The organism is Micromonospora sp. NPDC006431 (genome assembly GCF_042870725.1).
Taxonomy (GTDB): domain Bacteria; phylum Actinomycetota; class Actinomycetes; order Mycobacteriales; family Micromonosporaceae; genus Micromonospora.
The window spans coordinates 224,630-244,929 of the sequence record NZ_JBIAHQ010000006.1 but is presented as its reverse complement, the minus strand read 5'-3'; the positions used below and the strand labels follow the sequence as shown (position 1 = coordinate 244,929).

General features: G+C 73.9%; 17 protein-coding genes, 2 pseudogenes and 1 riboswitch. Of the genes and pseudogenes, 4 read left to right on the top strand and 15 right to left on the bottom strand.

All coding sequences use genetic code 11. The annotated features are described in order from the left end of the window. Window positions 1-40: 40 nt before the first annotated feature. From groL to ACFYM6_RS14345, 3 genes are all read right to left on the bottom strand, one after another. Window positions 41-1,663, bottom strand: a complete 1,623-nt coding sequence (gene groL / locus ACFYM6_RS14355; RefSeq protein WP_387275434.1) for a chaperonin GroEL — start codon at window positions 1,661-1,663, stop codon at window positions 41-43. 276 nt (window positions 1,664-1,939) lie between these two features. Next, window positions 1,940-3,100, bottom strand: a complete 1,161-nt coding sequence (locus ACFYM6_RS14350; protein WP_387275432.1) for a hypothetical protein — start codon at window positions 3,098-3,100, stop codon at window positions 1,940-1,942. Between the two features lie 352 nt (window positions 3,101-3,452). Beyond that, window positions 3,453-3,656, bottom strand: coding sequence for a cold-shock protein (locus tag ACFYM6_RS14345; protein WP_018787966.1), 204 nt, complete (start codon window positions 3,654-3,656; stop codon window positions 3,453-3,455). 285 nt (window positions 3,657-3,941) lie between these two features. Here ACFYM6_RS14345 and ACFYM6_RS14340 point away from each other — a divergent pair, with 285 nt between their 5' ends. Further along, on the top strand, window positions 3,942-4,472 hold the full coding sequence (locus ACFYM6_RS14340; protein WP_387275430.1) for a GNAT family N-acetyltransferase: 531 nt from the start codon (window positions 3,942-3,944) through the stop codon (window positions 4,470-4,472). 238 nt (window positions 4,473-4,710) lie between these two features. Here ACFYM6_RS14340 and paaN read toward each other — a convergent pair whose 3' ends face one another. The 4 genes from paaN to ACFYM6_RS14320 form a co-directional block, all read right to left on the bottom strand. Next, complete coding sequence (gene paaN / locus ACFYM6_RS14335) at window positions 4,711-6,384, bottom strand: phenylacetic acid degradation protein PaaN (protein WP_387275428.1); 1,674 nt, start codon at window positions 6,382-6,384, stop codon at window positions 4,711-4,713. Between the two features lie 52 nt (window positions 6,385-6,436). Further along, window positions 6,437-7,456, bottom strand: a complete 1,020-nt coding sequence (locus ACFYM6_RS14330) for a GNAT family N-acetyltransferase (protein WP_387275426.1) — start codon at window positions 7,454-7,456, stop codon at window positions 6,437-6,439. Between the two features lie 356 nt (window positions 7,457-7,812). Then, the gene (gene thrC / locus ACFYM6_RS14325; protein WP_387275424.1) at window positions 7,813-9,102 is read right to left on the bottom strand and encodes a threonine synthase; all 1,290 of its coding nucleotides are present in this window, start codon (window positions 9,100-9,102) and stop codon (window positions 7,813-7,815) included. Window positions 9,103-9,113: 11 nt separating this feature from the next. Beyond that, a riboswitch (SAM riboswitch) is annotated at window positions 9,114-9,245 on the bottom strand. Between the two features lie 83 nt (window positions 9,246-9,328). Next, on the bottom strand, window positions 9,329-10,300 hold the full coding sequence (locus ACFYM6_RS14320; protein WP_387275422.1) for a DMT family transporter: 972 nt from the start codon (window positions 10,298-10,300) through the stop codon (window positions 9,329-9,331). A gap of 90 nt (window positions 10,301-10,390) precedes the next feature. Between ACFYM6_RS14320 and ACFYM6_RS14315 the strand changes: the two genes are divergently transcribed. Continuing rightward, a complete protein-coding gene (locus tag ACFYM6_RS14315) occupies window positions 10,391-10,717 on the top strand; it encodes an ArsR/SmtB family transcription factor (protein ID WP_387275420.1) in 327 nt (108 codons plus the stop codon). 67 nt (window positions 10,718-10,784) lie between these two features. Here ACFYM6_RS14315 and ACFYM6_RS14310 read toward each other — a convergent pair. Next, window positions 10,785-11,658: pseudogene (locus tag ACFYM6_RS14310) on the bottom strand (ABC transporter permease). 10 nt (window positions 11,659-11,668) lie between these two features. Continuing rightward, a complete protein-coding gene (locus ACFYM6_RS14305) occupies window positions 11,669-14,539 on the bottom strand; it encodes an alpha/beta fold hydrolase (protein WP_387275418.1) in 2,871 nt (956 codons plus the stop codon). A gap of 301 nt (window positions 14,540-14,840) precedes the next feature. Between ACFYM6_RS14305 and ACFYM6_RS14300 the strand changes: the two genes are divergently transcribed. Both ACFYM6_RS14300 and ACFYM6_RS14295 read left to right on the top strand, forming a co-directional pair. Beyond that, the gene (locus ACFYM6_RS14300) at window positions 14,841-15,311 is read left to right on the top strand and encodes a hypothetical protein (RefSeq protein WP_387275416.1); all 471 of its coding nucleotides are present in this window, start codon (window positions 14,841-14,843) and stop codon (window positions 15,309-15,311) included. A 54-nt stretch (window positions 15,312-15,365) separates the two neighbouring features. After that, window positions 15,366-17,639: an AAA family ATPase gene (locus tag ACFYM6_RS14295; RefSeq protein WP_387275414.1), complete on the top strand. Its 2,274-nt coding sequence runs from the start codon at window positions 15,366-15,368 to the stop codon at window positions 17,637-17,639. 82 nt (window positions 17,640-17,721) lie between these two features. Here ACFYM6_RS14295 and ACFYM6_RS14290 read toward each other — a convergent pair whose 3' ends face one another. The 6 genes and pseudogenes from ACFYM6_RS14290 to ACFYM6_RS14265 form a co-directional block, all read right to left on the bottom strand. Then, complete coding sequence (locus ACFYM6_RS14290; protein ID WP_387275412.1) at window positions 17,722-18,114, bottom strand: gas vesicle protein K; 393 nt, start codon at window positions 18,112-18,114, stop codon at window positions 17,722-17,724. Then, window positions 18,111-18,410 (bottom strand): gas vesicle protein, encoded by a 300-nt coding sequence (locus tag ACFYM6_RS14285; RefSeq protein ID WP_387275410.1) that lies wholly within the window; start codon window positions 18,408-18,410, stop codon window positions 18,111-18,113. The genes ACFYM6_RS14290 and ACFYM6_RS14285 overlap by 4 nt, the downstream gene beginning before the upstream one ends. Further along, a complete protein-coding gene (locus ACFYM6_RS14280) occupies window positions 18,407-19,246 on the bottom strand; it encodes a GvpL/GvpF family gas vesicle protein (protein WP_387275408.1) in 840 nt (279 codons plus the stop codon). The genes ACFYM6_RS14285 and ACFYM6_RS14280 overlap by 4 nt, the downstream gene beginning before the upstream one ends. Before the next feature lie 160 nt (window positions 19,247-19,406). Then, window positions 19,407-19,607, bottom strand: a pseudogene (gene gvpJ / locus ACFYM6_RS14275) (gas vesicle protein GvpJ); the annotation flags it as partial. Between the two features lies 1 nt (window position 19,608). Further along, the gene (locus ACFYM6_RS14270; protein WP_387275406.1) at window positions 19,609-19,959 is read right to left on the bottom strand and encodes a gas vesicle protein; all 351 of its coding nucleotides are present in this window, start codon (window positions 19,957-19,959) and stop codon (window positions 19,609-19,611) included. A 1-nt stretch (window position 19,960) separates the two neighbouring features. Beyond that, on the bottom strand, window positions 19,961-20,299 hold the full coding sequence (locus tag ACFYM6_RS14265) for a gas vesicle protein GvpG (protein WP_387275404.1): 339 nt from the start codon (window positions 20,297-20,299) through the stop codon (window positions 19,961-19,963). Window position 20,300 lies beyond the last annotated feature (1 nt).

The window sequence follows — 20,300 nt, the reverse complement described above, 5'->3', positions numbered from 1 at the left end:
ACGCGGCCCGCCCCCGTTCGGCGTGCTGGTGGAGCTGGACTCAGAAGTCCATCTCCCCGCCACCCGGACCAGCCGGGGCGGCCGGGTTCTTCTCCGGCTTGTCCGCCACGACGGCCTCGGTGGTGAGGAACAGCGCGGCGATCGACGACGCGTTCTGCAGCGCGGAACGGGTCACCTTGGCCGGGTCGATGATGCCCGACGCGAGCAGGTCGACGTACTCACCGGTCGCGGCGTTGAGGCCGTGGCCCGGGTTGAGGTTGCGGACGTGCTCGACGACGACGCCACCCTCCAGGCCGGCGTTGACGGCGATCTGCCGCAGCGGGGCGTCCAGCGCGATCTTGACGATCTGGGCACCGGTCGCCTCGTCGCCGGCCAGGTCCAGCTTGTCGAAGGCGGTCTTGCCGGCCTGCACCAGCGCGACACCACCACCCGGGACGATGCCCTCCTCGACGGCGGCCTTCGCGTTGCGGACGGCGTCCTCGATGCGGTGCTTGCGCTCCTTCAGCTCGACCTCGGTGGCCGCGCCGACCTTGATCACCGCAACACCGCCGGCCAGCTTGGCCAGGCGCTCCTGCAGCTTCTCCCGGTCGTAGTCGGAGTCGCTCTTCTCGATCTCGGCCCGGATCTGGTTGACCCGGCCCTGGATCTGCTCGGCGTCGCCGGCGCCGTCGACGATGGTGGTCTCGTCCTTGGTCACCACGACCTTGCGGGCGCGGCCCAGCATGTCGAGGCCCACGGCGTCGAGCTTGAGGCCGACCTCCTCGCTGATGACCTGACCACCGGTGAGGATGGCGATGTCGGCGAGCATGGCCTTGCGGCGGTCACCGAAGCCCGGCGCCTTGACGGCGACCGACTTGAAGGTGCCCCGGACCTTGTTGACCACCAGGGTGGCCAGGGCCTCGCCCTCGATGTCCTCGGCGATGATCAGCAGCGGCTTGCCCGACTGCATGACCTTCTCCAGGATCGGGAGCAGGTCCTTCACCGACGAGATCTTGCTGTTGACGATCAGGAGGTACGGGTCGTCGAAGACGGCCTCCATACGCTCCGGGTCGGTCATGAAGTAGGCGGAGATGTAGCCCTTGTCGAAGCGCATACCCTCGGTGAGCTCCAGCTCCAGGCCGAAGGTGTTGCTCTCCTCGACGGTGATGACGCCTTCCTTGCCCACCTTGTCCATCGCCTCGGCGATGATCTCGCCGACGCTGGTGTCACCGGCGGAGATGGAGGCGGTGGAGGCGATCTGCTCCTTGGTCTCCACGTCCTTGGCGAGCTTGAGCAGCTCCTCCGAGACGCTGGCCACGGCCGCCTCGATGCCCCGCTTCAGGGCCATCGGGTTGGCGCCGGCGGCCACGTTGCGCAGGCCCTCGCGAACCAGGGCCTGGGCCAGAACGGTCGCCGTCGTCGTGCCGTCACCGGCGACGTCGTCGGTCTTCTTCGCGACCTCCTTGACCAGCTCGGCGCCGATCTTCTCGTACGGGTCCTCGAGCTCGATCTCCTTGGCGATGCTCACACCATCGTTGGTGATGGTGGGGGCACCCCACTTCTTCTCGAGCACGACGTTGCGGCCCTTGGGGCCGAGGGTCACCTTCACGGCGTCGGCGAGCTGGTTCATGCCCCGCTCGAGGCCGCGGCGCGCCTCTTCGTCGAACGCGATCATCTTGGCCATACGGCGTTGTCCTCCTGGACACTCACGGGCCACCCGAGTGTGTGCCCCCGGATGGGCCGCCTGGTGTACGCACCTTGGGACGTCGCCACCTGGCGACGGCGACGTCCGCAGGCCGGGCCGGATAGCCCGCGACGACCGGCCTCGTGCCACTCCGGCGCCATCGAGACGCCGACGTGGCCGTGGCCCTACCGCCCCGACCATTGGCACTCAACGTATGCGAGTGCCAATGACCTGTTTAGCACTCTCCCTAGCCGAGTGCAAGCACGATGCCCCCGCTCAGCCGAGTTCCGCGGCCAGTCGGGCGGCGTTCACCGGCCCTTCCTGGGCCCGCTGCTCGGCGTACGTGACGACCAGTCCGACCAGCTGCGCCAGATACACCGGGGTGACCAGCACGGCGGCGACCACCGACACCGCGACGGCTCCGGCCGCCGTGCCCGGGGTGGCCATCGGCTCCGCCCCGAACGGGAGCTGGCCCACACCCTCGATCACGGCGCCGGCCAGCGACCCGACGACGACCGCCGCGGCGACCAGCGCCACCCGGCCCAGCACCATCCCGAACCGCTGGTGGAACAACCGGAAGGCGCGACCGATCGGCTCCTGCCGCTCGAACAGGTAGATCGGACCGAACAGGGCGACCGCGAAGGCCGCGTAGATCCCGGGCAGCACGCAGAGGCAGAAACCGACCGAGATCAGCAGGGTGGCGACGATGGTCCAGCCCCAGACGCCGAGGGCCCGGCGCCACCCGTACCGGAGGGCGGCCCCGACACCGGCCGGCTCGCCGGCCGCCTGGCGCGCCACCACCCAGGTGCCCGCGGCCCAGCCCGCGCTCTGCAGCGGGCCGAAGATCAGGGCGGCGAGGAGCACCAGACCGTAGAGGGCGAACACGTCCTGGAAGTAACCGTCCGGCAGGACCGGGGCGCCGTCCGGCGCGGTGGTGGGCTGCGCCGTCGGGAGGAGGACGAGCGTGAGGATCGAGATCACCGCCGCCGGGACCGTCTGGGTGAGCAGCATGATCGGCAGCAACTGGCGCCAGCCGCGCCGCACCGCCCCGGTGCACCGGGCGAACCAGCCACCGATGCCGGCGTACGGCGGCGTGACCAGGGGGTCACCCGGGTCCGCACCCGGATACCAGCCGTACGGCTGGCCGGGCATCGCGGCGCCCGGCCAGGCGCCGGCCGGCACGGGACCGCCCGCGGCCGGCCACACCCAGCCCTGCGGCTGCGCGGCCGGATCCGTCGGGTACGCCCCCCAGGGCTGCCCGCCGGGCACCTCGTACCCCGGCTGGCCGGGCCCGATCGGCGGTGTGGGCGGCGGAAACTGGCCCGGCACGACGGGCTGCCCGGGCGGGACCGGCAGGACGGGCTGGCCGAACTGGCCGGGCAGGACCGGCTGGCCGGGTGCCGCCGGATATCCAGGCTGGCCGGGTTGCGCCGGCACCGCCGGATACCCGGGCTGGCCGGGCTGGCCGGATTGCGCCGGCGCTGCGGGGTCACCGGCGCTGGGCTGGGCGGGCACACCCGGAGCTGTCGGGGTGGACTGTCCGGGTGTGGCCGGTTCGCCGGTATGCCCCGGCGCCGAGCCCGGCTCGAAGGCTGGCGACGTCGACGGGGTCGGGTCGGCCGGGGGACCGGACGACGCCGGGGGCACTGGCTCGGTGGAACCCGGCGGGGGCTGGTCGGACATGAACCCTCCTCAGCGTGGCGGCTGGAACGGCTCATGATCTTTCACGGTGCGCGCCGGCACCGCAGCCCCTGATCGGGTGGAAAGCCGCCGGTCGGGCGGCGACGGGTCAGGCGATGAGGCGAACCCGCTCCGCCTGCGGACCCTTCTGGCCCTGCGCGATCTCGAACTCGACCCGCTGGCCGTCGTCCAGCGCCTTGTAGCCGTCCATCTCGATCGCGGAGAAGTGGACGAAGACGTCCTGCCCGCCGTCGACGGCGATGAAGCCGTAGCCCTTTTCGGCGTTGAACCACTTGACGGTGCCCTGTGCCACGGTGCACTTCCTCACTCTGCGCGGCGTTCCACAACCCGGAGACCGGCGGACCGGCACCGGCGGACCACCGGTTCGGCGATCGGCGACGACCGCTGAATCAGTGACCGAAATCGCACGCTACACGAGGCGTGACGACCGCGCACGACCACAAATCGGGCATATTCGGGCCAGCAGCCGACCCGGTCGGGCAGAGCCGGCATCCCGGGGTGCGGGTGGCGGGCCCTGGTCCGCAGGAGTCCGATTCCGCCCCGCCCTAAACTGCAAGGTCTCCTCGAAGGAGTTCTGATGATCAGCGCGCCGACCACCACCGTGACCCGCCCCGCGACCGTTCGCCGGGTCCGGCCCGAGGACGCCGCGCGAATGCGGGCGCTCCGGCTGGAGATGCTCGCCGATTCGCCGCTGGCGTTCCTGGAGACGGTCGCCGAGGCCGCCGCCCGCCCGCACGCCGACTACGCGGCGCGGATCGCCTCGGTCGCCGACGGCACGGTGACCGCCCAGTTCGTGGCCGATCCGGGCGGTCGGCTGGTCGGCCACGCCGGGGGCACGGTCGTCCCGGGAGAGCCCGAGCTGACCGTGATCTACGCCGTCTACGTCACGCCGGCGTGGCGCGGCAACGGGCTGCTGGGCGCGCTGGTGGACGAGGTGGCCGCCTGGTCCCGCGCCTGCGGCCGGCCCGAGCTGATGCTGGAGGTGGTGGTGGGCAACGACCGCGCCTACCGGGCGTACCGGAAGCTCGGCTTCGTCGACACCGGCGTACGCGTCCCGCACCCCAAGATCCCGGCTCTCAACGAACTCCAGATGCGCAAACCAGCCTGACGACCCCCCGCCGAGGACACCACCCGAGGCAGCACCCCCGAGATCACCTACCACCCTGGCCGAAGCCGCGGGAGCAGGGCGACCCAGACGGGTTTCCGGGGCAGGCCGCCTCGCGGAGGGATCAAGCCTGACCGCCCGGAGCGAGGTGGCCTGCCCCGGAAACCCCAACAATGCCCGCCCCCGAAACCCCAACCAGGCCCGCCCAACAATGCCCGCCCCGGAAACCCAACAGCGGCAACTACACGTGCCGGCGCGACTGCACGATCCGGAACCGGTTGGCCACGTACGCCCCGTCCGTCAGCGCCGAATTCGCCGCCGGGTTCGCCCCCGACCCGTGGAAGTCGGAGAACGCCGCCGACTGGTTGACGAAGACCCCGCCGGTCAGGTTGCAGGACAGGTGCACGCCCGCGTCGATCGCCGCCGCCTCGGCCGCGTCCAGCACCGCCTCGTCCGTGGAGTAGACACCGGCGGTGAGCGCACCCTTCTCCCCCACCGTGGTCCGCAGGATCTCCAGGCTGTGCGCCGTCGAGTCGGTCGCGATGGCGAACGAGATCGGCCCGAACCACTCCCGCGAGTAGGTCGCCGTGTCCGCCGCGTCCAGCTTGACGATGGTCGGCGTACGCACCACCGCACCGGGGAAGGACGGGTGCTCGACGGTCCGCGACTCCAGCACCGGCTCGCCGACCTTGGTGACCTCCTCCAGCCGCTCCAGCACGCCGTCGTTGACGATCGCGCCGGTCAGCTCGACGCCCCGGGCCGGGTCGGCGGTGAGCTTGCCGACCGCCCCGGCGATCCCGGCGGCCACCTCGTCGAAGCTCTTGTGCCCCTGGTCGGTCTCGATGCCGTCCCGGGGGATCAGCAGGTTCTGCGAGGTGGTGCACATCTGGCCGCTGTAGAGGGTCAGCGTGAAGCCCAGGTTGCGGCACAACCCGGCGAAGTCGTCGGTGGAGTCGATGACGACCGTGTTCAGGCCGGCCTTCTCGGTGTAGACGGCCGCCTGCCGGGCGTTTACCTCCAGCCAGTCGCCGTACTCGGTGGAACCGGTGAAGTCGACGATCTTCACGGCCGGGTGCAGCGCCAGGGTGGAGGCGAGCTTCTCGCCCGGCGCCTCCGGCGCGAGCTGCACCAGATTGGGGTCGAACCCGGCCTCGGCGAGCACCTGGCGGGCGTACCTCACGGTGATCGCGAGCGGCAGCACCGCGCGCGGGTGCGGCTTGATGATCACCGGGTTGCCGGTGGCCAGCGAGGCGAAGAGCCCCGGGTACGAGTTCCAGGTCGGGAAGGTGTTGCAGCCGATCACCAGCGCCACGCCGCGCGGCACCACGTGGAAGGTCTTGGTCATCCGCAGCGGGTCGCCCTTGCCGGCGGCCTTCTCCCAGCCGGCCGTGGCCGGGTGGCGGGTCATCTCGGCGTACGCGTAGGCGATCGCCTCCAGCGCCCGGTCCAGCGCGTGCGCGCCGCCGGCCTGGAAGGCCATCACGAACGCCTGGCCGCTGGTGAACTGCACCGCGTTGGCCAGCTCGAAGACGTTCCGGTGCAGCCGGTCGAGGATCTCCAGGCAGACGCCCGCCCGGGCCTGCGGGCCGGCGTCGCGCCAGGCCGGCAGGGCGGCGGAGGCGGCGGCCACGAGCTGGTCGGCGGTGGCGTGCGGGTAGCGCACGTCCAGCTCCAGGCCGAACGGGCTGACCTCGGTGGCGACGCTCTGCCCGTCACCCGCCTGGTCGAGGGGGAAGTCGGCCTTCAGGTACGCCTCGAAGGCCGCCTTGCCGTCCGCGGCGGCGGTCTCGCCATACACCCGGGGGCTGGGCGACTCGGGGTAGGCGGACCAGTACCCGCGCTCCGTGATGGCGGTCAGCGCTCGGTTGAGGGTGTCGGCGTGCCTGTCGTACAGGGGGTGCGGGGTCTCCGTCATGCCCGCCATCATGCAACAGCAAGCCACCAGATCAGTAGGGGCCTGTCACAAGTCAGATCGTCAGCTGCCAGTCGGTCGAGCCGGCCGCGGGCCGGTAGCCGAGTTGCTCGTTGATCGCGATCATGTGGGTGTTCGTCGCCGCGTTGAAGGTGTCGATCACGCGCAGCTCCGGTTCGTGCGCCAGCGCGTGGTCGAGGTTCTCGATCTTTGTGAGCAGCCCGAGCCGGTGGCCCCGGTGGTCCGGGTCGACGATGGTGATCTGCTGCCAGGCGTGCCAGGTGGTGTTGGCGGCCAGGCTGACCATGCTCCAGGCGACCAGCCGGCCGGACGCCTCGTGCACCGCTCCGACGCTGTACCGGCGGACCCCGCGCGCGTCGAGCGCCCGCTCCGTGCCGCGGATCCGCTCGGCGTCGATCTTCTCCTGCTCCCATTCGAGGTCACCGAGGGGCGCGTCGACCAGGAGCCGCCCCTCCAGGTAGGCGACGTCGGCGACGTACTCCTCGGGGGTGTGGTTCGACCAGCGGACGGTGCGGTAGCCGGCGGCGGACGTGCGGGCCCCGGCGAGCAGGCCGGCCAGGCGCGGCCGGTCGAGGGCGGTGACGTCCAGCCGGCGGCGGACGTCGGCGAGCGCCGGCTTCGCGCCGACGGTGGCGGCGAAGGCAGCCCCGGGCAGCTCCCGGGCCTCCTCGCCGGGCAGGGCGGTGACGGTCGAACCGACCAGCCGCTTGCCACCGCGTTCCCGCAGCAGCCGCAGCCCGTGCTCGTGCAGCGCCCGCCCCGCCCCGCGCCGCCGGTACGCCGGGTCCACCACCAGCTCGACGCTGGCGTTGTCGGTGTTGTCGAGGGTGTGCAGGTACAGCCGGAGCCAGCCGGCGGGCACCCCGTCGAGGCGCGCGACCCACCAGCGGGTGTCCACGCCCGGCATCGGGTGCCGCAGCGGCGCCTCGAACCGTCGCCGGCACAGCGGCGGGAGGTCCGGCTCGTCCACGGCCTGGGCCGCGGCCGCCGTCCGGTACACCGCGTCGAGGGTCGCCTGGTCGGCGGGATCGAGGGGGGAGACGGAGATGCCCATGCCCCCGAGCGTGGCCCACCGCACAGCGAAGGGGCCAGCGGTTTTCCGCTGGCCCCTTCGGACGTTGGTCGGGAGGGACGTCCGCACAACGCCTCCGGCGTTGGGTCGCAAGAACTTACAGTCTCCGGCGGATGCCCTCCCGCACCGAGCATCTTGCGCCGTCCAATTCCTGCCGTCAAGTCCTTGTCGGCGGGTTTTCCACACTCACAGCGAAAAGCCAGTTACCCGGCGGATCGACCCGATCCCCCGTCCGGGCGATCCGCCCTCCCCCGCACCGCCTAGTTGATCAAGAAGTTTCGGTCTCGACCCCGGGCTCTCCCGACGCGAACTTCTTGATCAACGGGGTGGGTGGCGGGTCAGCTGAGGAGGCCGGCGTCGCGGGCAGCGCGGAGGGAGGGCTTGATCCGGTGGGTGGGGCCGACCTGGTCGGCCACCGCGTCGAGGGTCTTGAGGCCCTCGCCGGTGTTGAAGACGACGGTCTCGGCCGCCGGGTCGAGGCGCCCGGACTCGACCAGCTTGCGCAACACCGCCACGGTGACGCCGCCGGCGGTCTCGGCGAAGACCCCGGTGGTACGCGCCAGCAGCCGGATGGCCGCGCGGATCTCGTCGTCGTCGGCGTACTCCATCCAGCCGCCGGTGCGGCGGACCGCCTCCAGCGCGTAGAGGCCGGCGGCGGGGTCGCCGATGTTCAGCGACTTGGCGATGCCGGTCGGCTTGACCGGGACGATGGTGTCGCTGCCGGCGTGCAGCGCCGTGGCGATCGGGTTGCAGCCGGCGGACTGGGCGCCGAACACCTTCCAGCCTCCGGCCGGCGCCTCGACCAACCCGACCTCGACCAGCTCGGAGAACGCCTTGTCGATCTTCGTGAGCAGCTCGCCGCTGGCCATCGGGATGACCACCTGGGCGGGGATCCGCCAGCCGAGCTGCTCGGCCACCTCGTACCCGAGGGTCTTGGAGCCCTCGGCGTAGTACGGCCGCACGTTGACGTTGACGAAGGCGGTGTCCTCGAACTCGTCGGTCTCCACCAGCTCGCCGCAGAGCCGGTTCACGTCGTCGTACGAGCCGTCGATGGCGACCAGCTCGCCGCCGTAGACGGCGGTGGTCACCACCTTGCCCTGTTCCAGGTCGCCGGGGATGAAGACCACCGAGGGCGCTCCCGCCCGGGCGGCGTGGGCGGCCACCGAGTTGGCCAGGTTGCCGGTGGAGGCGCAGGCGTACCGGGTGAAGCCGAGCGCCCGGGCGGCGGTCAGCGCCACCGAGACCACCCGGTCCTTGAACGAGTGCGTCGGGTTGGCGCTGTCGTCCTTGATCCAGAGCGGGGCGGTGAGGCCCAGCTCGGCGGCGAGGTGCGGGGCGGCGACCAGCGGGGTCAGCCCCGGGTTCAGGCTCACCCGGGTGGCCGGGTCCTGGCCGGCGGGGAGCAGGCCCGCGTACCGCCAGAGGTTCTTCGGGCCGGCCTCGATCTGTTCGCGGGTGACCGTGGCGAGGGCGGCGGTGTCGTAGTCGACCTCCAGCGGCCCGAAGCACTCGTAGCAGGCGTGCTGGGCGGCGAGCGGGTAGCGCGCGGAACAGCCGCGACAGACCAGGGCGCGGGCCGGGCTGAGGGTGGTGTCGATGCCGGAGCTGGCGGGAAGCGTCGACGTCATGTCTAGGTGTCCTCTCATCTTCCCCCGCATCGCCTTGTGCGGCGGGGACGGAATTGGCACCTGCCGGCGACGCTCGTCGTCGAGCGCGCGGGTGGTTGCCGGGGCGTCATCGGGCCGTATCCCTCAGCCCCTCTGGATGAGGTATGCAGTTGTGGCCCCGAGTCTATGCAGGTCCACCGCCCGCACCAACGGGGGTTCCCATTTTGTGAGCTACCGGCGCGCGGGATCAGCGGGCGAGGACGGCGACGGGGTCGACGACGGCCTGGCGGTCGGTCACGGCGGAGACCGGCGTGGCCGGGGCGGGAGTCGCGGCGCGGGTACGGGTGGCGAGGTTCGCGGCGACCAGGGCGGCGATGGTCAGGGCCGCGCCGGCCAGCTCCATGGCGCCGGGCCGGTAGCCGCGGAGGATCTGCACCGCGAACGTGGTCACCGGGACCAGGTTCATGAACAGCGCGGCGCCGGCGGCGCCGAGCCGGCGTACCCCGGTGTTCCAGGCGAGCACCGCGAGGACGGCGGCGACCACCACGGCGTACGCGAGCTGCGGGGCGACCGCGACGAGGTCGGCGGCGGCCGGTGCGTGCTGGAGCCCGGTGAGGTCGGCGACGGCGCTGGCGGCCAGCATGGCGAGCGTGCCGGCGACGGCGGTCAGGGTGGTGTAGCGCAGCGGGGAGTACTCGGGGAACCGGCCGGCGCCGTGGGTGTAGATCGCCCAGGCGAGCACCGCACCGATCATGAGCAGCCCGCCGACTCCGAACTGGCCGAGCCCGTCGAGCCGGCCGCGGGTGATCACCAGACCGACGCCGACCAGGGCGACCAGCGAGAGGCCGAGCAGCGCCGGCCGGGGGCGTACGCCGTCCCGGGCCCAGCGGACGAGCTGGGTGACCAGGGGCGTGGTGGCGGCGAACAGGGCGATCTGCTGCGGGGCGGCGTGCCCGAGGGCGAGGTTGGTGAGCACGTTGAAGCCGGCAAAGCCGACCACGCCGAGCAGCAGCACCTCGGCCCCGCGCCCGCCCGCGCGCAGGGCGGTCCACCCCTCCCGGACCAGCAGCAGGGCGACGAGCACGGCGGCGGCGAGGACGTACCGGACGGTGGTCAGGTTGAGTGCGTCCACCCGGGTGAGCGCGCTGGCCAGGACGGGGAACATGACGCCCCAGCTGAGCACGGCGAAGAGCGGGAACGCGGCGTGACGAGAGCGCATGACAGCTCCAATGTTCGAGTATCGTCGAACCAGCATCGCCGACTCTAGGAGCTTGTTCGATGAAAGTCGAACATGGGTTACCCTGGTCACATGGAGCTGCACGAACCCGAGCTGCGCGAGGTGCCGGTCACCGCCGTGCTGGCGGCCCTGGCCGACGACGTCCGGCTGCAGATCGTGCGCGCCCTCGCCGAAGGCGGTGAATACGCCTGCGGCACCTTCGAGTTCGGCGTCTCCAAGGCGACCCGCAGCCACCACCTCAAGGTGCTGCGCGAGGCCGGCCTGACCCGGACCCGGGTCGCCGGCACCAGCCGCTACGTCCGGCTGCGGCGGGAGGAACTGGACCGCCTCTACCCGGGCCTGCTCGACGCGGTCCTCACCGCGCCGGCCCGCTCCGGGGCCGGGTCCGGGTCCGGGTGAACCAGCGCCAGGCCGCCGACGTGGCGGTGTCCGGACGACTGGATACCGCCACGCCGCCGAAGTGGAGTCAGCTCGTGACGTCCTTGCGGGTGAACCGCCAGAAGGCCAGGCTCCAGAAGATCGTGGCGTAGACGATCGCCGAGATGGCGCCGCGTACCACGTCGTCGGTCTGCACCGGCGTGGAGAGCAGGCCCAGCCAGGCGCTGCTGTAGTGGGTCGGCAGCAGGGCACGCAGGCTGCCCAACGCGGTGATCTGGTCCAGGATGCTGGAGAGGATCCAGAGCAGCACCGCCCCGCCGACCGCGCCGAGCGCGGCGTCCGTGCTCACCGAGAGCAGGAACGCCAGCCCGGCCACCACCAGCAGGACGACCGCCAGGTAGCCGAGGATCGCGAGCAGGCGGACCAGCCCGTCCGCCGGGGCCAGCTCGGCGGCGACCTGGCTGCGCAGCGGGGACCAGCCGTACCGGAGGGTGCCGGCGAGCAGCGCGGTGGCGGCGAGCAGCAGCAGGGCCAGCCCCGAGTACGCGAGCGCGACCAGCAGCTTCACCGTGAGCAGCCGGGCGCGGGGCACCGGGACGGCCAGCAGGTAGCGCAGGCTGCCCCAGCTCGCCTCGCTGGCCACCGTGTCCCCGCAGAACAGGGCCACCACCACGACCAGGAGGAACGACGCCGAGACCAGGATCGTGAACAGGGTGAAGTTGAGCCCGCCGGAGGTGGCCAGGTCGGCCAGGCTGGAGAACTCCCCCCGGCCACCGCGGTCGTCCTCACCCGAGTTGAACTGGAACGCGACCAGGATGATCAACGGCAGCAGCACCATGAACCCCAGCGCGAGCTGGGTGCGCCGCCGGGACGCCTGCCGGCGGAACTCGGCCAGGAACGGCAGGGTCGCCGACGGCCGGTAGCCCGGCGCGGCCCCGCGGCGCTCCACCGTGGCCACGGATGACTGTCCCATCACCGGTCCCCGCTTCCCCGAGAGTTCTCGCCGACCAGGGCGAGGAACGCGTCCTCCAGGCGACGTCGGGGCACCACCCGGTCCACCCCGATGCCGGCCCGGACCAGCTCGGCCACCACCTCGCTGCGGGCCGTGCCGTTGGTGTCCACCACCAGCCCGCCGTCGCCGTCGGGCAGCACCCGTACGCCGTGCAGCCGGTCGAGCACGCCGCGTGCCGCGTCCGGGTCGCTGACCTCGAACAGCACGCTCGGCGACTCGCCGACGATCTCCTCGACCGGCCCGGAGGCGACGATCCGCCCCTTGTTCACCACCACCGCGTGGGTACAGGTCTGCTCCACCTCGGCCAGCAGGTGGCTGGAGACCAGCACGGCCCGGCCGTCGGTGGCGTAGCGCTGGAGCACCCGGCGCATCTCGGCGATCTGCGGCGGGTCGAGACCGTCCGTCGGCTCATCGAGCACCAGCAGCTCGGGCAGGCCCAGCATGGCCTGGGCGATGGCCAGCCGCTGCCGCATGCCGTGGCTGTACTTGCGGGTCTTGCGGTGCACCGAGTCGCCCAACCCGGCGATTTCCAGCGCCTCGTCGAAGTGCGCGTCCGACCAGGGCCGCCCGGTCGCCCGCCAGTACGCCTTCAGGTTTTCCAGGCCGGACAGGTGCGGCAGGAAGCCCGGCCCCTCGACCAGCGCCCCGATCCGGGAGAGCACCGGCGAGCCGGGCACCAGCCGGTGACCGAAGACGTAGATCTCGCCGGCGGTGGGCTGGGTCAGCCCCATCAGCACCCGCAGGGTGGTGGTCTTGCCGGCGCCGTTCGGGCCGAGCAGGCCGACCACCTGACCGGGGTGCACCTCGAAGTCCACGTTGGAGACGGCGACGAAGCCGTCCGCGTACTCCTTGCGGAGCTGGCGGACGGCGAGCGGGACGCCCGCGTACGCCGGGTGGATCGAACTGTCCTGGCGGCGGTGCCGGCGCCGGGCCACCAGGACGACCACGGCGAGCCCGACCGCGAGCGCGGCGAGCAGGCCGACCAGCACCCAGCGCCAGATCGTGGCCGTGGTGGGGATCGGCTGGGCGTCGACCGTGGGCAGCACCAGCGGGCCGCCGCCGAGGGCGACGGTGTGCACCACCGGCTCGGCCGGGGTGGCGTACGCCTGGTCGGAGGTGGCCACGACGACCCGCAGCCGGTGCCCGGCCTCGATCCGGCGGACGATCGCCGGCAGGGTGACGGTCACCGGCTGCGCGGCGTCGAGCGCCCTCGGCAGGCCGGTCAGCCGGATCGGGGCGACCAGGCCGTCGGGGAGGGTGGCGGCGCCCTGCGGGTCGACGTCGTAGAGCTTGACGAAGAGCACCGCCTCGCCGGTGGGCGAGGCGGCCCTGATCTGCACGGTGGGCGCGCCGACCACGTCGACCGCGTCGGTCAGCGGGGCGGACTCGAACCGGGCGTGCTGGCCGGGGATGTCGCCGGCCACCCCGTCCAGCAGCGAGCCGATCGCCCCGGCGAACGGCACCGAGGAGATCGCCGCCGGGTTGCCGTTGGGCGGGTTGGCGACCGACTGGGCGGGGCCGACGAGCGTGATGTCCTGCCGGGTCTGCCCGGCCACGCCGGGGTAGTCGGTGGTGCGGTAGCCGGTGGCCACCAGGCCCCGGTCGAGCGCGTCGAAGCCGGCGATCCGGGAGAAGGTGAAGGACTCCCCCGGTGCCGCGCCCTCGCCCTTGACGTAGTGGTCGAGCCACTGCGCGGTCAGGAACTTCACCCGGTCCGAGTCGGAGGTCGGGCCCGTGCCGCCGTCGTGGCCGCCGGTGAACCAGGCGACCCGGACCGGCGTGCCGGCGGCGGCGATGCCGCGCGCGTTGGCGTCCGCCTCGATGAGCGGGAAGAGAGTGTCCGCCTCCCCCTGCACGAGCAGCGTCGGCGCCTTGATCCGGTCGAGCACCCCGGCCGGGGAGGAGCGGCGCAGCAGGTCGACCGCCTGGGCGTCGGCCCGCCCGGTGGTGGCGATCCGCAGGTACGCGGCGCAGACGTCGGCGGCGAACCGGCCACAGGACGGGTCGGCGGCGCCGCCGGGGGCGCGCCCGGAGCCGGTACCGGGGCCGGCGCCGGGCTGCGGGCTGGGCGCGCCGGCCGACGCCGGGGCGCCCTCGGGCTGGCCGGCGGTGGTGCCGGAGAGGCCGGCCGGGCCGGAGCCGGCGTTGCCGCCGCCACCGAAGAACAGGCCGGCCCAGCCCTTCTTGAACACGCCCTCGGTGGGTGCCTTGCCGGTGCTCTCGGGCAGGAAGGCCCGGGACAGGTCGTTCCAGGTGATCATGGGAACGATCGCGTCGACCCGGCGGTCCTGCGCGGCCAGCAGCAGCGCCAGGCCGCCGCCGTACGAGCCGCCGACCACGCCGACCCGCGGGTCCCCGGCGGCGTCGAGCCGGATGTCCGGGCGGGCGGCGAGCCGGTCGAGCAACCGCTGGGCGTCCCGCACCTCGTAGTCCGGGCTGTCCAGGTGGATCTCGCCGCCGCTGCGGCCGAAGCCCCGGGCGGTCCAGGTGAGCACCGCGTACCCCCGGTCGGCCAGGTCCTCCGCGTCGGAGCGGACCGACTCCTTGGTGCCGCCGAAGCCGTGCGCCAGCAGCACGGCCGGCACCCGGTGCCCGGCCGACGCGTCCCCGGGCAGGTAGAGCGTGGTGTCCAGGTCGACCGGCTGGTCGCCGGCCGGGCCGGAGCGGACGGTCACCAGCGCCGACTCGGTCCGGAAGCCGGGCCGCTGCGGCCGGGCCGCCCAGGTCACCGCGACGGCGACCAGGCCGACCACCACCACCGCGGCGACGACCCGGCGACGGCGGGTGGCCAGGGCACGCCGGATCCGCGCGGCGGTGAGCGGTGATCTCATGCGGCACACGGTACGGCCCGGACGCTGAGCGTTCCCTGAGATCCGCCGTACGTTCGTCCGGCTGCGCCGTTCGGTGCGCGAGATCCGTCGACCGTGGTCCGGCCAGGCCGGCTGAGCGGGACGAATTCGGATCGCGGAACTCGACTCTTCGCCGACCGCGCCGGCGGGACGCTCAGCCCGCGATTGATCGCCGAGTTGAAGAACTCCGTAGAACAGTGATGCTGGAGGTGGCCGGCGCGGAACTGGCTACCCGGATCCGCGGCTGCCTGCCCGACCGTTCTCGACGAAAGGGGTGGACTCGATGAGGGGTGATCTGGACGAGACACTGGCCCGGCTGGCGCGCCGTGAGGAGGCGTTGCGCCGCCGGGGAACCGGCGACGAGGCCGACCGGGACGAGGTGTCGCCGGCGGTGGCGCGGCGGGACGGGCACGGCGCGTACCGGCTGCGCGGCGGGACCCGGCCCGAACAGGTGGACCCGGTCGAGGAGGTGGCCGAGGCGGTGCGCCAGGTGGTGGCGGAGCACCCCGGGCTGGCGGTCACCCTGCGGGTGGAGCACGGCGGGCGGGCGTACCCGCTGCGGATCGCCTGGACGGGCCGGGAGGTGACGGTCGGCCCCGTGCCCGCGCCGCCCCCGCCCCCGCCGGCCTGGCCGATGCCGCCGACCCCCGTGCCGGCCCCCGGCCAGGACCGGGAGGGTCCGGACCCGGCGGCCCGGCTGGCCGAGATGGTCCGGCGCGATCCCTCGCTGCTGGAGGATCCGGGCCAGCGCTGACCGGGTGGGACACGCTGCGGGCACCAGGTGGTGCCGGCGGCTACTGTCGGGCGGGTGGCGGAACCCGAGCTGACCCTGACCGCGAGCCTGCGCCCGGCGGCGCTGGACGCCCGGCGCGGCGTCGTCCGCCTGCACCCCGAGGTGCTGGCCGCGCTGGCGCTACGCCCCGGCGACCCGGTACGCCTGACCGGTCGGCGGGCGACCGCCGGCATCGTGGCCGCGGCCGAACCGACCGCGTGCACCGCCCTGCTCTACGCCGACGACCTGCTGCTGGGCAACCTCGGCCTGCGGGACGGCGGGCAGGTGACGGTGGGCCCGCTGCCGGTGATCCCCGCCCGCCGGGTGACCCTGTCCGGGCCGGTCGCGGTCGTGGCCGCGGTCTCCCCGGAGATGCTCCGCCTCGCCCTGCTCGGCAAGGTCGTCACCGCCGGGGACGACGTCTCGCTGCTGCCCCAGGACGTGCTGCCCGACGCCCCGGTCCGCGGCCTGGTCGAGGCCGCCCGGCGCAGCCTCGCCAACACCGTCGGGTACGCCTGGACCAGCACCCTGCTCACCGTGGTCACGGCGGAACCGGAGGCCGGCGCACTGGTCACCATGGACACGGTGGTCGGCTGGGAGCACGGCGCGGCCACCCACGGCCCCGGCGCGGCCGGCCCGTATCCGAACGGCCGGCCGGCCGGCGGCCGGCCCCCCGTCAACCGGCCAGCCGGCGCCGGGAGCGAATGGGCCGCACCGGCCCCCGAGCCCGAGCTCGCTGAGCCGGCCGAGGCGCCGGATGTCGACGAGCTGCCGGGGCTGCGGGCCCAGGCCGAGGAGCTGACCGAGCTGCTCGACCTGGGCTTCCACCACCGGGAGGTGCTGCGGCGGCTGGGCACCACCGTCTCGCTGGGCGTGCTGGTCAGCGGGCCGGCCGGCTCGGGCAAGTCGGCGCTGGTCCGCGCGGTCGCCGCCCGGGTACGCGCCCGGGTCTGCCCGCTCTGGGCGCCGGAGCTGGCCGCGCTGAGCAACGACGCGGCCGCCCGCCGGCTGCGCGAGGCCGCCGCGGCGGTACGCGCCGACAAAGCGGCTGTGCTGCTGGTCACCGACGTGGAGGCGATCGCCCCGGCGGACGAGCCCGGCCCGGTGGCCACGGTGTTCCGCCAGGTCGTCGCCGAGGCGGTCGGGTCCGGGGCGGCGGTGGTCTGCACCACGAGCCGGCCCGAGACGCTGGACCCCGCCCTGCGCACCCCGGATCTGCTCTCGTTGCGGATCACCGTGCCCCTGCCGGACCAGCCGCTGCGCCGGGAACAGTTGACCGTGCTCACCCGGCAGGTGCCGCTCGCCGAGGACGTCCGGCTGGACGAGGTGGCCGCCCGTACGCCCGGGTTCGTCGCCGCCGACCTGGCCGCACTGGTCCGCGAGGCCGGCGTACGGGCCGCCCTGCGGCAGAAGGCGGCCGAGACGCCGACCGTGGCGATGGCCGACTTCGCCGCCGCGCTGGAGGTGGTCCGCCCCACCACGATGGCCGCGTCCACCCTGGAACTGGCCTCGGTGACCCTGGACGACATCGGGGGCCTGCACGAGGTCAAGGAGACGCTGACCGAGTCGGTGCTCTGGCCGCTGACCTACCCGGACACCTTCGCCCGGCTGGGCGTGACGCCGCCACGCGGGGTCCTGCTCTACGGGCCGCCCGGCTGCGGCAAGACCTACCTGGTCACCGCGCTGGCCGGCTCGGGGCGGGCCAACGTGCTGTCGGTGAAGGGCGCGGAGCTGCTCTCCAAGTGGGTGGGCGAGAGCGAGCGCGCGGTCCGGGAGCTGTTCCGCCGGGCCCGCGAGGCCGCCCCCACGCTGGTCTTCCTGGACGAGGTGGACGCGCTCGCCCCGATCCGGGGCCAGGCCACCGACGGCGGCACCACCGACCGGGTGGTGGCCGCCCTGCTCACCGAACTGGACGGGGTGGAGGCGCTGCGCAACGTGGTGGTGGTCGGCGCGACCAACCGGCCGGACCGGGTCGACCCGGCGCTGCTGCGCCCCGGCCGGCTGGAACGCCTGGTGTACGTGCCGCCGCCGGACGGTCCGGCCCGGGCGGAGATCCTCCGCGCGGCGTCTCGGAACGTGCCGCTCGCCCCGGACGTGGACCTGGCCGCGCTCGGCGCCGAGCTGGACGGCTTCTCGGCGGCCGACTGTGCGGCGCTGGTCCGCGAGGCGGCGCTCGCCGCGATGCGCGAGTCCCTGTCCGCCGCCACGGTCACGGCCCCCCACGTCGCGACGGCCCGCACTCGCATCCGCCCCTCCCTCGACCCCACCCAACTAGCCGCCCTGGCCGCCTACGCCGCCACCCACCGGTGATGCGTCGATCATGAGGTTGGCGGCAGCCACGGAGATCCACACCGCCGCCAACCTCATGATCAACGGGGTGGATGCGGTGGGGTCAGTCGGTGGGGAGGAGGGGGCCGAGGGGGCCGAGGTCGAGGTTGAGGTCTTCGGGGGAGAGGCCGAAGTGCTCGCGGAGGTGGGTCATCTGCTCCTCCAGGGCCATCAGCGTGGTGCCGATGCGTTCGACCTGCTCCTCGGTGAGGTCGCCCAGGTCGACCCGGCGCAGCGCCTGGCGTTCCATGAGCTGCCGCAGCAGCTCGATGATGGTGAGCACCAGGCTGGCCAGCCCGCGCTCGACGGAGTCCTGGTCGACGGCGAGCCGGCGGTCCAGCGGCCGGACCCGGGGCGCCTGCCACTGCGGCTCCCCCAGCGCCGCCGCCAGCTCGGCCGCCTCGTCCCGGCCGGTCACCGCCGCACCGCCGTCGGCCGCGTCGTCCCGGCCGGTCACCGCTCGACCTCCCCGAGCTCGGACGGAGCGAGCGCGTCCCCTCGCTCGGACGGAGCGAGCGCGTCCCCTCGCTCGGGCGGGGCGAGCGTGTCCCCGAGCTCGGGCGGGGCGAGCGCGCCGACCGAGGCGATCAGCGCGCGCAGCGAGATCCGGACCAGGTCGACGTCGGCGATGGCGAGCGTGATGTCCCCGGTGATCACCACGCCGGTGGCGAGCACCCGGTCGAGCAGGTCGACCAGGGCCACCGGCCGGTAGGTCAGCGGGTCGTCGGCGCTGCTCGGAACGAGTGAGGTCACGCCCATGCCGCCCCCCGCGCCGCCTCCCCGACCGGTTGCGGCTCCGTCCCGGGTTCCGCCACGAAGGAGTACGGCGGCCAGGGGCCGGTCAGCTCCAGCCGGATCTCCGGGTGCCGGTCCGCCAGTGCGCCGATCAGCGCGGAGAAGGCGGCCAGCCCGGCCCGGTCGATCAGGTACGCGCCGTTGAGCACCATGGCCGTGGCCGCGCCGGAGAGCCGCCGGTCCTGCGGGGCGTGCCGGCGGGCGGCCACCGCGTACCCGGCGAGTGCGCTGTGCACGGTGGCTGCCGCCTCGGCGGCCACCCGCTGCCCCTCCTCGCGGGCGCTGAGCTGGGCCTTGCGCCGCCGCAGGTACGCCGCCCCGGCGCCGCCCCCGCCGGGCGGTTCCTCGGCGCGCGGCGTCGCCCCGGGCATTACGTACCCCTTGACGCCCCACTCCTCGCGGCCGGTGAGCCGGGCCAGCGTGCTGGTCAGCTCGTCGCGCCGCTCGACCAGCGCCCGGGCCGCCCGCTGGTCGTCGTGGTAAACGGTGGCCAGCCGGGCCGGCACCACGGCACCGGCCCGGGACAGCGCGTCGACCACGGCGTGATGGCTCCGGGCGGCCCGTTCCAGCCAGGCCAGGTCCTCCAGGTTGCGGCGCAGCGCCTCCTCGCCGTATTCGGCCAGCGGGGCGTCGCTCACCACGGCGACCAGACCGGCCGCGGCCACGGTCCGCACCGGCGTGCCGGCGATCCCGGTGATCCCCGCCAGCGTGGCCGGGTCGGCCTCGGCCACCACGCCGTGCAGCCAGACTCCGGTGTGCCGCGCGGCGGCAGCCGGGTCAGCCGTCGTACTCATCCCACTCCTCCCTCGCGGCCCGCTCGGACCGGCCGGCGACCCGCGGCCGCCGGGCCGCCTCGACCTCCTCCGGCTCCCGCGGGCCCGGCTCGACCGGCGGGCGGGCCCGGGAGCTGAGCCACGGGTCGTGCTCCCACCAGTCGATGCCGATCTGCCGGGCCGTGTCCACGGAGGCGATGACCAGCCGCAGCTTGAGCGTCAGCAGCTCGATGTCGAGCAGGCTGACCCGGATGTCACCGGCGATGACGATGCCCCGGTCGAGGACCCGTTCAAGGATGTCCCCGAGGTTCGCCGGTTCGTGCCCGGCCGGCAGCACCTGACCGGAGTTCTGCACCACCGCGGGAGTCCGCCCAACCGTCATCTCAGTCCCCCTTGCCCCGCTGGTAGCGGCGCGTCCGCCGGTAGGCGAGCAGGCTGCCGGCCAGGTCCAGCTCGACCTGATAGAGGCCGAGCAGGTCGGCCGAGGCCGGGATGCGGTGGTCCTCGACCACCTCCACCCCGATCAGCCAGCCGTCGTCGGTGGGCTCGATCGAGGTGACCCCGAGCGGGTCCCGGCCGGTCAGTCCGACGATCTGGCGCAGCCCTTCCCGGGCCGCCTCGGCGGCCGAGATCTCCTCGTACTCCTCCTCGTCCGCGTACCGGCCGGCGTCGCGGTCGTCCGGTTCGCGCCGGCGTTCGCGGTCGCCGTCGCCGCGGATCCGTCCTGCTGCCATGTCAGCTCCCTCGCCCGCCGTGCTCGCCCCGCCGGCCGCCGGTCCGCCGCCGGACGGGCGACCGGCGTCGGCCGGCGGTGGCGGCCCTCCGGGGCGGGGTACGACCCGGGTCGCCGGTTGGCGTGGTCAGCCGCTCCAGCACCCGCTGCTGGGCCAGGTCCCGCGCCTGCGGGGTGATCTCGCCGGCCGCCGCCGCCCGGTCCAGCTCCTCCAGCTCCCGCCGGACGTTGACCGGGTTGTACTGCTGCGACTCCGCCTCCCGGGCGATCACCTTGACCACCGCAGTGACCCCGCGCACCGGGGCGTACGGCAGGGTGAGCAGCCCCCAGAGGATGTCCACG

Excerpts from the sequence above, each read along its gene's own strand:
- groL (WP_387275434.1), bottom strand. The coding sequence starts at position 1,663 with ATGGCCAAGATGATCGCGTTCGACGAAGAGGCGCGCCGCGGCCTCGAG.
- ACFYM6_RS14340 (WP_387275430.1), top strand. The coding sequence starts at position 3,942 with ATGATCAGCGCGCCGACCACCACCGTGACCCGCCCCGCGACCGTTCGC.
- paaN (WP_387275428.1), bottom strand. The coding sequence starts at position 6,384 with ATGACGGAGACCCCGCACCCCCTGTACGACAGGCACGCCGACACCCTC.
- ACFYM6_RS14330 (WP_387275426.1), bottom strand. The coding sequence starts at position 7,456 with ATGGGCATCTCCGTCTCCCCCCTCGATCCCGCCGACCAGGCGACCCTC.
- thrC (WP_387275424.1), bottom strand. The coding sequence starts at position 9,102 with ATGACGTCGACGCTTCCCGCCAGCTCCGGCATCGACACCACCCTCAGC.
- ACFYM6_RS14320 (WP_387275422.1), bottom strand. The coding sequence starts at position 10,300 with ATGCGCTCTCGTCACGCCGCGTTCCCGCTCTTCGCCGTGCTCAGCTGG.
- ACFYM6_RS14315 (WP_387275420.1), top strand. The coding sequence starts at position 10,391 with ATGGAGCTGCACGAACCCGAGCTGCGCGAGGTGCCGGTCACCGCCGTG.
- ACFYM6_RS14305 (WP_387275418.1), bottom strand. The coding sequence starts at position 14,539 with ATGAGATCACCGCTCACCGCCGCGCGGATCCGGCGTGCCCTGGCCACC.
- ACFYM6_RS14300 (WP_387275416.1), top strand. The coding sequence starts at position 14,841 with ATGAGGGGTGATCTGGACGAGACACTGGCCCGGCTGGCGCGCCGTGAG.
- ACFYM6_RS14280 (WP_387275408.1), bottom strand. The coding sequence starts at position 19,246 with ATGAGTACGACGGCTGACCCGGCTGCCGCCGCGCGGCACACCGGAGTC.
- ACFYM6_RS14270 (WP_387275406.1), bottom strand. The coding sequence starts at position 19,959 with ATGGCAGCAGGACGGATCCGCGGCGACGGCGACCGCGAACGCCGGCGC.